Origin of the sequence: Corynebacterium marambiense (assembly GCF_016342275.1) — a bacterium.
Classification (GTDB): domain Bacteria; phylum Actinomycetota; class Actinomycetes; order Mycobacteriales; family Mycobacteriaceae; genus Corynebacterium; species Corynebacterium marambiense.
Window position 1 is genome coordinate 1 of the sequence record NZ_JAEIOT010000013.1, and the last position, 10,986, is coordinate 10,986.

At 59.9% G+C, this 10,986-nt stretch carries 10 protein-coding genes; 3 read left to right on the forward strand and 7 right to left on the reverse strand.

Translation table 11 applies throughout. From position 1 onward, the window contains the following. Positions 1-1,218: 1,218 nt before the first annotated feature. From JDV76_RS10330 to JDV76_RS10350, 5 genes are all read right to left on the reverse strand, one after another. Positions 1,219-1,695, reverse strand: a complete 477-nt coding sequence (locus JDV76_RS10330) for a hypothetical protein (RefSeq protein ID WP_198736828.1) — start codon at positions 1,693-1,695, stop codon at positions 1,219-1,221. Between the two features lie 388 nt (positions 1,696-2,083). After that, positions 2,084-2,335 carry a hypothetical protein gene (locus JDV76_RS10335; RefSeq protein WP_198736829.1) on the reverse strand — a complete coding sequence of 84 codons (252 nt, stop codon included), beginning with the start codon at positions 2,333-2,335 and terminating at the stop codon, positions 2,084-2,086. Between the two features lie 450 nt (positions 2,336-2,785). Then, complete coding sequence (locus JDV76_RS10340; protein ID WP_198736830.1) at positions 2,786-3,535, reverse strand: hypothetical protein; 750 nt, start codon at positions 3,533-3,535, stop codon at positions 2,786-2,788. A gap of 1,347 nt (positions 3,536-4,882) precedes the next feature. Next, the gene (locus JDV76_RS10345; protein ID WP_198736831.1) at positions 4,883-6,412 is read right to left on the reverse strand and encodes a nucleobase:cation symporter-2 family protein; all 1,530 of its coding nucleotides are present in this window, start codon (positions 6,410-6,412) and stop codon (positions 4,883-4,885) included. 156 nt (positions 6,413-6,568) lie between these two features. Beyond that, positions 6,569-7,084, reverse strand: coding sequence for a type IIL restriction-modification enzyme MmeI (locus JDV76_RS10350; RefSeq protein ID WP_198736832.1), 516 nt, complete (start codon positions 7,082-7,084; stop codon positions 6,569-6,571). Positions 7,085-7,274: 190 nt separating this feature from the next. Here JDV76_RS10350 and JDV76_RS10355 point away from each other — a divergent pair, with 190 nt between their 5' ends. Beyond that, positions 7,275-7,973 carry a metal-dependent transcriptional regulator gene (locus tag JDV76_RS10355; RefSeq protein WP_198736833.1) on the forward strand — a complete coding sequence of 233 codons (699 nt, stop codon included), beginning with the start codon at positions 7,275-7,277 and terminating at the stop codon, positions 7,971-7,973. A gap of 10 nt (positions 7,974-7,983) precedes the next feature. Here the strand turns inward: JDV76_RS10355 and JDV76_RS10360 are convergent, their stop codons facing one another. Together JDV76_RS10360 and JDV76_RS10365 are read right to left on the reverse strand one after the other, a co-directional pair. Continuing rightward, on the reverse strand, positions 7,984-8,496 hold the full coding sequence (locus tag JDV76_RS10360; protein ID WP_198736834.1) for a flavin reductase family protein: 513 nt from the start codon (positions 8,494-8,496) through the stop codon (positions 7,984-7,986). Further along, the gene (locus JDV76_RS10365) at positions 8,493-8,897 is read right to left on the reverse strand and encodes a pyridoxamine 5'-phosphate oxidase family protein (protein ID WP_198736835.1); all 405 of its coding nucleotides are present in this window, start codon (positions 8,895-8,897) and stop codon (positions 8,493-8,495) included. Before JDV76_RS10365 ends, JDV76_RS10360 begins: the two co-directional genes overlap by 4 nt. An 87-nt stretch (positions 8,898-8,984) precedes the next feature. Here JDV76_RS10365 and nrdI point away from each other — a divergent pair, with 87 nt between their 5' ends. Together nrdI and nrdF are read left to right on the forward strand one after the other, a co-directional pair. Continuing rightward, on the forward strand, positions 8,985-9,419 hold the full coding sequence (gene nrdI, locus JDV76_RS10370) for a class Ib ribonucleoside-diphosphate reductase assembly flavoprotein NrdI (protein WP_232959308.1): 435 nt from the start codon (positions 8,985-8,987) through the stop codon (positions 9,417-9,419). A gap of 19 nt (positions 9,420-9,438) precedes the next feature. Beyond that, on the forward strand, positions 9,439-10,437 hold the full coding sequence (gene nrdF / locus JDV76_RS10375; RefSeq protein ID WP_198736837.1) for a class 1b ribonucleoside-diphosphate reductase subunit beta: 999 nt from the start codon (positions 9,439-9,441) through the stop codon (positions 10,435-10,437). Positions 10,438-10,986: the final 549 nt, after the last annotated feature.

Below are 10,986 nucleotides of genomic sequence, written 5' to 3' on the forward strand. Positions count from 1 at the left end.
ACACGCACGACATCGTCACAGAAACTCAACTGGGATAGGGCTTTGGCACAATGACATCCTTCCAGGCTGCCATCCCGGGGAAGCCAGATCAGATGCCACCTAACCATGCAGCAGACTCCCGCGGTTGGGTGCATGGGCTGGGTTGGGTCGAGTGGGGCAACGCCGCTGTGGAATCGTTCTTCGGGCTACTGCAGAACAACGCCCCTCGGCCGCCGTACCTGGGCTACCTGCGAGTAGTTGCGGATCGTTTATGGTGACCTCAAATGAGCGGACTGAGCACCACCGGTGCCCTCAGGTGCGTCTGGGGCGTCTATCGCTTATCGGGGCCCGGGGTGGTCATGAGTACGGCCGTCGCACTGGCGGTGTGACTGCAACCTGTCACCTACCCGAGCAGTCATCCCATTCTTCGACGGTGTACGGAGTAGGCTTTGGGGTGCAGAACTCGTTGGTGCGCTCGATGTTAGTACCAGAAGGAGACCGGCGGGGTGGAGGTTATTGAGATGGACGCGCTAGACGGTGGGGTCGATATGAGGCTTGAGTTCCGTTCCGGCACTGCCAGAGGAGGGTTTGGTTTATGGGTTGGGCCGGGACCTAGGCGGCGTTGATCTCGTCAGCGAGGACCGAGTCGTGTTTTGTCGTCGGGGGTAACGCGGTGGCGAAAGCGGCCGCATGGTTCTATTTCTCTAGGTGTTCATTTGCGGATACCACCAGCGGCTTCACCTGGTCTTCCTAACTCCTTCATCTCGTCGAGGGCGTATCTGTGCGCAGTGGAGCCGAGCTGCAGAATCTCCAGCTCGGCTCCGGCATAGCGACTCCGTAGCTCCTCCAAAATGGGTCAAATCTGGACCTTTCCAGTGGCATTCATTGGCTGACTCGGGGCAATGAGATTGATGATCTTCACTACCTGCCCGGAGCATGTGCCTCGATTCGCTGCACGAAGCCATCCATCGTCAGATCGATCCGAGATTGGACTGTCCGCGAGTGAAAGATCCTCGATACCTCAGACCCACCCATGGACTCCGTCAGTTGGTAGCTAACAACGCTCACTCTTAGCTGGTCTGGGTGATGTGCCGTCCAGAGAGATCGAGCGTCCGACGAGGGCTGTTGAACTTACCTAAAGGCGGTAGTAAATCGTGACTGATAAGTAGAAAATGACCCCTTTAGATAGAACAAAAATCGATTCACGCGATCACCTGGTGTGAGGTGATGTTCTCGTTTTTAGTCCTGGTTGGGGCGATCAGCGTAACCTGTCAACTCTAGTTCTGCATCAGCCAGCACGTTGATACGAAGGCTGAACTCCGCGTCCACGACGTTGTTAAATATGTCCTGCAAAGTGAGGTCGTGGCACAATACGGACACCACAGGGATCTTCCCGTCAACGTTCGGCTCCAATGGAGCACGCCCCTCTTTCCGAGCAGCTTCCAGATCGACGACATGGAGATAGACCGAATCGGATGAGTGGGTACGGCAACCGGCGGCGTGGAGGTCCACACCGACGATCTGCCACTTTTCTTCGTCAAGCCCCGCTAGGTCACTAAGAGAGGTGGACTGAGTGGTGCTATCTTCGTAGAAGCGTGCTCTTCCTACCCAATCGGACTTGTAGTTGAAATCCACTTCCTCTACTCGGCCAGAATCCGTGGGCGAGACACGAAGACAGGTCTTTTCAGGCAACTTTTTGCGGTCTTTTTCGGTCATAGCCCCGAGTATATGGAAGGTGGCAGATCGGCAAAAGGGGCCACCAAATCCTGTGTCGCCACTCGTCTAGGTGTGTTTGGCCATTAGATTGGGGCAGTCGGCGTTCGGGGGTTTTGCCCCGAACGCGGCGTATCGTCGTTTCATGATGTAGATGTTGAGCCCTGTGGCAATCGCTGCTGCTGAAGGACTGGTGTTACGCCCATCCGATGTGCGGGTTCCGGTTGAACCTTTCGATGTTACCGGTTTTACCGGAGGGGGGCGAGACAGTGCAAGCGAATGAACATGTGGTGGATCCTGCGAGTGTCAAGGATCTCGGCTACCCCGTGTGAGTGGGGTTATTACAGTTGGTAGTTGTCCAACATTGGGCGTTCGACCCGGCACGCACCTGTTACGTTGCGTCTAGGGTGCGGTCTAGGAGCTTGTCGGCGGTGGAGCGGGTCTCATCGGTAAAGGTCTCGTAGCTGTAGCGGGGATGGCCATCGACTAGGAGGTGGATGAAGCCGTAGCTGATCCCGCGTCCGTGATGCTTCCACCCGCCCCGTCGGGAAATTCGCTCGGCGTTCTTCATATCGGTGTGAACCAGGGATCCGGGGTACTCGTCTTCGTAGCGGACAGTGGTGGTTTTCGAGGCGCAGTCCACTACCCTTGGTCATCGGGTCAAACTCGTGGAGGTACTGCATGTGGTGGCGGTGCAGGATCCAGTTGACTGTCCAGGCTGGGGTACTGGTTCAGATTGTAATCTGATCGAGGTCGAGATGTTCTAGGCAGCGACAGGCTCGGAGTTGTTCCTCTACCGCGACTGGTGTTCGGTTCGAAGGATGCAGACCGGCGGTGCTCTGAGCGTGGTAGCGATGAGCTAACGGTGAGCGTACTGGCGGGAGACACCCTGGGCTTTTTTGCAGGGTGGGCGACACTTCAGCGCTGCTTGATGACGCTTTGGGCTCAGCAGTAGGTGATTGTGAAAGATAGAACGAGTCTTGGGGGACTCAGTGGGTTGGGTGATTGGATGTGAGCTTCGATAACCTACACTCCACCGGAGGATCTCCCTTTCGCCAACAGTCGGTATCACCAACCTCTTGGCTGAGTATAACTAGGGCTCGGGATCTTCACGATGTACCGATATGGGACGCAACTCAAGTAGCGAGCCTGAAGGGGTTAGCACACTTGCCAGGTTTGCGAGTGAGCCGTCTTTCAGGAGCGCTGGGTTCTTGACCATCTCTAGGACCAAGGTTTGCAGCTGTTCGGATGGAATTTGTGCGACCGTTTTCTCAATTTCTGTGTAGTCGTCGACGCCGACGATCCTCGACGATTTGATCATCCGCATCTGCTCGTCGCTGTAAGCACTCGCAGCCAGACCAGCGATCATGCGCGACATTGCTTCCTCGCGGGACATCACCGGTCGTCGGTCGACCTCTAAGGCGGCGTGCTCATCCTCGGCAGGCTCCAGATCCTCAACTTCGGATTTCTTCTTGCTTCCGAGATTGCGGATTTTCTGCGCTTGTCGACCGACAACCGGACGAGCCCGCCCATGCCACCACTTCCTCGCGTGAGGGGCGGCCTTCGCAATTCCGATCATAGTTAGTTGAGCCAAAAGCACACCAATAGATTGAGCAAGTTCATTTACTTCTTCGGATTCGCGCCGGTACTCAGACGTGAAAAAGGTATTCTCATATGAGCACTCGTCTTCTTCGTCCAGCCGCCCGTTGTCTGGAACGAAACGAGCGTGGCCAGCCAACACTCGATCCTCGTTGTAGAGGTTTTGGTGGAGTGAGCCATCCTCCCTGCGTCCAGGGCTGCCAACGGAGTCATCCCATTCGTAGTGACCATAAATCTTGCCCATAGTTGAATCCTACTTTAATTTCGAATTCGTGGCAGCCGCAGGAACGATGAATGTTGGTCAAGCAGTGGCGCGCGCTTGTTCAGGTTCACTCTTCTTCGGCTGCCAAGCGTAGGGATTCGTGCTGCAGCTACATTCGGAGCTGGTTGTGGACTGTCAACCAACTAACGGACACTACATCCACCCAACCGTATGCCAGCATGTAGTGGGGATATCGACACCTTCGTGGATGTGGTGACTTGTGGTGAATGTGGCAACAGTGACGAAAACGGGTGGCGTTTCGGGCCGAAATACGATGCCATCCCACGCCGCGCCAACGAGACACTTTCCGGAAAACCATATCTGCACCAAAGCTCGCTGCGGGCATGGTCTTTTCCGCTGACACGGTCATCCGAGGCGAGTATAGAAACGGGGGCGCGCGAAAGCGTTGACTCGGCACGAACTAAGCTGATGTTCAGCGCCGTTTTAGTGAGAAAATCTCCAACAAAGGAGCAATCTAGCCCGCACCAAATCTGGATATTTACGCGTTGGCTGATGCGCTGCGTCACGACAAGTACAGCATAGCAAGGAGCCGCGCATCGTCTTAGTGACAATTCTTCTGTCGTGCAGAAGCGGGTGAATAAGAAGCTCCGTAGATTCGGACCGATTTTGAGCGCCCATGCCGACTGATTCTTTGGTCGTTACGGACATTTGTAGGGATACCTTTTGAGCTTCTTCTCGATGAGTTTGATTCGTTTTTCCCAGTTGCCAGTTCACGCGGCTGTTATGGCCTTGGAGCAGGCATTGGATCCAGTTCATTCCAGAATTGATAGATGTTCCTGTTTATGGTAATCATCGTCATTGCGGCATCTGCGCGGCGGAACCAATTCTGAAAGTCTCAGAGGTTGCCAGCCCGACATCCACAGACGGAGTCAGGATAGCTACCGACTGAGTGGATCGACTAGGTGCCTGCCTGTGAGATATTCGTATCCGGATCAAACGTGGTAAGAATTGATCAACCGTAGGGTTTTTCGTAGCGATGATATTTCGTTCCCCGGTTGAATATCTGTGCAAATCAAAGGTCGTATCCTGCTCACTGGATTGATTCTTCAACTTGCGACTAGTGTTAGCGGGCGTTTGTTCTACGGTCGCAGACGGGTAGCTTCCATGTGTCCGGTTGAACCGCTTAGTAACCGCTGGTCTCATCCGCTCGTTGACTGAAGAATCTCGATCATTCCGGATGAGGCGTAGTGGGTATGATAGAAGATCCGTAGCTTGACTCCCCGACGCAGCCACGATCCCGATAAGACCCCGCTCTCCGACGACACTGACTGTCGGAGAGCGGGGTCTTGCCCGTTGTGCGGTACCGATCTAGCTGCGTTCGGTGCCGGTCTTGTAGACGTTAGCGTCGACGCCCGCGAACTCTGCATCGTCGAGGTCGACGCCCGCGTTGGCGGGCGTGCGCCTGGTGCCGAAGAAGAGGAGGTTCAGCAGGATCGCGGTGAACGCTCCGGTGGTGATGCCGGAGTTGAACACGGTGCCGAACCAGTTGGGGAACTGCTCGAATAGGGTCGGGTGCATGACCGGAAGCAGGCCCATCGTCAGCGAGACCGCGATGACGAGGACGGAGTTCTGGTTCATCTCCAGCTTGGTCAGGGTCTTGATGCCGGAGGCCGCGATCATGCCGAAGAGTGCGGCGGTTGCCCCACCGAGAACCGGGGTCGGCACGGCGGCGATGATTGCGCCGAGCTTCGGCAGCAGACCGAGGACCACGAGGATGGCGCCTGCACCGGCGACGACGTAGCGGGACCGCACCCGGCTCATGGCCAGCAGGCCGATGTTCTGGGCGAATGCGGTGTACGGGAAGGTGTTGAACACGCCGCCGAGCATGGTGGAGAAGCCGTCGGCACGCAGGCCGTCGGCGATCTGGCGGGGAGTGGCCTTCTTCCCGACGATCTCGCCGGCGGCGAGGAAATCGCCGGTGGCTTCGACGAGGGTGACCAGGCCGACGAGGACGAGGGCGATGACCGCGGAGACGGGGAACTCGGGGAATCCGAAGTGGAAGGGGGTGGCGACGCCGACCCAGTTTTCCTCCCCGACGCCGGAGAGGTCGACCTTGCCCATGAATGCGGCGACGATGGTGCCGACGGCGAGTCCGATGAGGACGGAGGTCCGGGCGATGGCGACGGGTGCGAAGCGTTCGATGATGAGGACGACGAGGAGGGTGAACAGGCCGAGGCTGATGTTGACGACGCTGCCCGCGTCATCGCCGTAGCCGCCGGAGATGTTGTTCGCGGCGACGGGGATCAGGGAGAGACCGACGCAGGTGATGACGCTGCCGGTGACCAGTGGCGGGAACATCCAGAGGATCCGCGCGAACACCGGTGCCATGAGGAACATGAACAGGCCGCAAGCGAGAACCGAACCGTAGATCGCGGCGGGTCCGTAGTTGACGCCGATGACGATCATCGGGGGAACGGCGGTGAAGGTGCAGCCCTGGACGATCGGCAGGCGTGCGCCGAGGCGCAGGAAGCCGACGCACTGGAGGATCGTGGCGATACCCGCGACGAGGAGGTCGGCGGTGATCAGATAGGGCAGGTCGGACGGTTGCATCCGTCCGGCCTCGATCATCGCCCCACCCAGAACGAGCGGAACCGCGACGGCCCCGGCGTACATCGCCAGGACATGCTGGAAGGACAGTGGCCAGAGTTGGGTGGCCGGCGGGATCTGGTCGACGGGGTGGACGGAGTTGTCGGGGGTGTCGAGTGCTGTGGACTCGTTCTTCGGGGAGCTCAACGTGGCGGACCCATCTATCGGGGGTGGTCGGGGATGCGGCGGGGCCACCGTCGACAAGGTTCGTGCGGTGGTCGCGTTGACCCGGGATTCCGGGGTGGTGCCCATCGGGAAACACCGCTTGAGACTTTAGTACGAGTTGTCTGACAGGACTCAACAGCTGCAGCGAGGATGCCCGTGGAATGCTCCCCGGGCCGGTAACACGGGCGAAGGCCCCGCCCGGTGGTTACTCCGGGCGGGGCCTTCTTCGGTGGGACGTTCCAGCTACTTGGACTCGTCCTCATCTTCCTCGGGGTCGATCTCCTTCTTGGACAGGCTCATCAGCTCGTCGACGTGCTTCGGGAAGTCACCGACGTGGAACTTGGTGGTGTCCGAGTCGTCGGCGAGGTTCATCAGCGCGACGTTGGCGTAGTCGGTGACGAGCAGATACTCGGGCATCTCGGTCTGGGCGGCCAGAGTCTGCAGCGCTCCCTGGATGGCGTCCTCCAGGTCGGAGCCGGGCTTCTTCATGACGCCCGCGATAACGCCGGGCCAGTAGACGGACAGCGGATTATCGGAGCCCTCGGACAGACGGTCGGCCTCGTCGAAGCTGGTGGTGACACGGTCCGGATCGGTCCCGAAGGCCTGGAACAGGCCGGTGAAGAACTGGCGGATGTCGGTGTCGTCGATCTTGGCGTCGCCGCCGGCGAAGCTCTTCGCGCGGTCGGCGCGGGCGTCCGCGAAGACGGTCAGGTTGTCGACGATGGTTTCACGGTCCAGGTTGTATTCTTCGTTGCTCATGGTCGACGAGTGTACGTGCGGGATCGGGAACCCGCACCCGTACCGGTGGCTCGAAGCGCGTCGTGGTGGGGCAGTGGCTCTGCGGAAGTCGCTGGTGCACGATAGAGTCTTTGGGTATGAAACCTGAGCGAGGAAAGATGCGGATCCGGTGGGTTCCGTTCTTCCTCATGGAACATGGTGGGGTGTGGGCATGAATCTCGAGGACCTGACCGATAGCGCACAGAATTACCTGAAGAGCCTGTGGACGCTGTCCGAGTGGACCGGCGGTGCGGTGACGCCCTCCGAGGTCGCGCGGCACCTGGATCTCCGTCCGTCGTCGGTGTCGGATCAGATTCGCCGCCTGACGTTGGCTGGCCTCGTGGACCATGCACCGTACGGCTCCGTGACCCTCACCGCGGAAGGGCGGGCACTGGCGTTGCAGATGGTGCGGCGACACCGGCTCGCCGAGACCTTCCTTGCGGAGATGCTCGGCTACGAGTGGGATGAAGTACACGAGGACGCTGACAGGCTCGAACATGCGATCTCGGAGAAGATGCTCGAGCGTATCGATGCGGCGCTCGGTCACCCGGAGTTGGATCCGCACGGTGATCCGATCCCCGCTTCCGATGGTGGGCTGCCCGAGCGTTCACTGCGTCCGCTCGTTGAGTGTGGCGTCGGGGATCACGTACAGATGAGCCGGATCCGTGATGCGGACCCGGCTGTGCTCCGACACCTCGGGAGCCTCGGGATCGTCCCGGGCGCGGAGTTCGCGGTGACCGACACCGGTGCGACCTCCGGTGTCATGCTCCTGAGGTCGGGAGATCTGGGGCGGGATATCCCGCTCGCGAGGGATATCGCTGCCAGCATCCGGGTGCTGCCCGTATCCGGGCGACCCGCAGGCGAGGCGTGAGACCGGTCCGTCAGCCTTCGTCGGCGTTCAGCGGGAGCGGCCGCCAGTAGCTCCGCGCGGAGTGCACGAGGGGATCGGGGCGGTCGCCAGCTATGTACGTCTCCACGCACTGGGCCAGCACGATCCTGGATCCGCCGACCGGGATGGTGGTGAGGATCCTCGCGCGCAGCGTGGCGCCGAGACCCCGGATCACAGGGAGTCCGGTCGGACCGGGAAGATGATGGACACCCTCGAACCTGCTGATCCCCGACGTCGAGAAGCGCCTTGCCAGGTGGGCGTCATCGACACCGAGGGCGTGGACCATCACCTCCTCCGCGGCTTCGACCGCGGGCCAGGAAGATGAACCGGCTTGGAGGGAGAAGAGCAGGGTGGGTGGATCGAGGGCCACCGATGCCACCGATGATGCAGTGAATCCCACCGGTTCGCCGTCCTGACCTGTCGTGGTGATGATCCAGACGCCGGAGGCGCAGCCGCGGAAGAACGTTCTCAGACCTTCGCCTGTGGGCAGTGCGTCTGAACTCATTTCTCGTCGATCCGGGTTCCCGCCTTGGCTCCGGACCTCAGGGAGTAGATCTCCTCGACGGAGATGACCACGGCGTGCTTCGGGGTGCCCATCCCGTTCTCCTTCGCGAAGGAGACGGCGTTGTCCCACGCGGGACCCTCGTTGAACAGTTCGGCGGTGCCGATGAACCGGTATCCGTCGAGTGCCTCACGGTCGATGACTGCGATGGCGAGGCGTGAGCCGGCCTCGATGTTCGCGAGGTGCTGGCCGCCGGTGTTCTCGTTGAAGATCAGGTGCGTGTCATCGAGGACCCGCAGCGACCGTTTGGGGCCGATGTTCGGGGTGCTCGTATCGGTGACCGTCGCGAGAATCGGCAGCTGGGTACCCAGCATCTCGCGCATCTCGGTGGTGATGACTGGCATTGTTGGTTCTCCTTGGAGCGTCGGGTACGGTTACCGGCGTCAGTATAGTTCGTTGGGCCGTAAATGAAAGTTCGTGATGGTGTCGCCATGTCGGAACCTCATATCGTCTACTTCTCATCAGTCTCCGGGAACACCGCCCGTTTTGTCGACAAGTTGGGAATTTCCGCCGAACGGATACCCCTGCGGGCGAAGGAACCTCAGCTGGAGGTCACCGAGCCGTTCGTGTTGATCACCCCGACCTACGGCGGGGGATCTCGGGCGAAGGCTGTTCCCAAACAGGTCATCCGATTCCTTAACAACCCGGACAATCGCGCACTGCTTCGCGGCGTAATTACCAGCGGAAACACGAATTTCGGCGAAGCCTTCTGCTACGCCGGGCCCATCATCGCCGCCAAATGCGGCGTGCCCGAGCTCTACCGCTTCGAGCTTCTCGGAACCACCGGAGACGTCGAGCGAGTACGCGCCGGGCTCATCCAGTTCTTCGCCGACGCACCCGCCACCCGGGTGGGCGTCGACAAGTAACCCCGAAGAGAGGAACGCTATGACCATCGCAGACTCACTCACTCCGCCGCAGTGGCGCCCCGGTGAGACCCGGCCACTCAGACCGGTCAACTGGAACCGGTTGAACGACGAAAAGGACCTGGAGATCTGGCAGCGGCTGACCGCCAACTTCTGGCTCCCGGAGAAAGTTCCGCTGTCGAATGACGCCGCCCAGTGGCGGAACATGGATGAGAACACACGCCAACTCACTGTCAAAGTGTTCACCGGCCTCACTCTCTTGGATACGGTGCAGGCCACCGTCGGTGAGATCTCGCAGATCCCCGATGCGCGAACCGAGCACGAGCAGGCCGTCTACGCGAACATTGCGTTCATGCAGGCCGTGCACGCCCGCTCCTACTCCTCGGTATTCAGCACCCTGTGCTCCACCACGGAGATCGACACCGCATACGCGTGGGCCACGGACAACCCGCTGCTGCAGCAACGGGCGACCGCCGTCATGGAGCACTACTACGGAGATGACCCGCTGAAGAGAAAGGTGGCGGCGACGCTGTTGAGTTCTCTCCTCCTCTACGCGGGCTTCTACCTGCCACTGCGGTTCTCGGCCCGCGGCCAGATGATGAACACCGCGGACATGATCCGGTTGATCCTCCGGGACAAGGCCGTCCACGGCTACTACTCCGGGTACAAGTACCAGCGGGGCCTCGACGCCCATCCCGAACGGCGCGCGGAGATGGAGGACTTCACGGGGAACTTCGTCGACGAACTGCTCCGGATGGAGCTCGAGTACTCGTCCGACCTCTATGAGGGATTCGATCTCATCGACGGCGTGATGGCCTTCGTCCACTACAACGCCGACAAGGCGTTGATGAATCTCGGATACCCGGCCCGCTTCGAGGAGGAGGCGGCAGGTGTCGAGCCGGACGTGCTCGCGGCGCTGGCACCGGAATCCAGCGAGACCCACGACTTCTTCTCGGGCTCGGGATCGTCGTACGTGATCGGGCGGGCGGAATCGACGGAGGAATCCGACTGGGACTTCTGAGTCCTGTTCACCCAGGGTTCACGCGATCCGATCACCACCGTGCGCACACGTTCGGACGGAGGTGGCCGGATCTTCGGGGGCGGGCCTTCCTCTTTGTGGTGAGTGTGTGGGGTGCCTGGGGTGGGGGTTGGTGGTGGGTCTCTTGGTTGGGTAGATCTGAGAAAAGTGGTGTTGGCCTGGTGTTTTGCGTGTGGTTGGTGGTGTGTGTAGATTGATTCGAGTCAGCGCGGCGGGCCGTAGGGTTCTGGTCGGGTTGGTGGGCTTGAGGTTGGTTGCTGTTCTGGTGGGTTGACATGATCTGCTGGGTGGTACTAATGTTGAGCGAGTCGCTGTTGAGGCACTGGTTGTTCTGGTGTTGAGGTGGTGTACAGGTGATGTTTGAGAACTCGATAGTGTGCCAATGTATCTTGCCGGCAGGCGGGGCTGCTCTTTTGTGGGTGGTTGTGTTTGTTGGTGGGGTAATTGTTTTTTTGATTCGTTTCCGGATCATTCATGGTCGTGGCGTGTGCCGGGGAGTGTAAGTCGCTTCCTTAATCAGCTGCCGTGTGG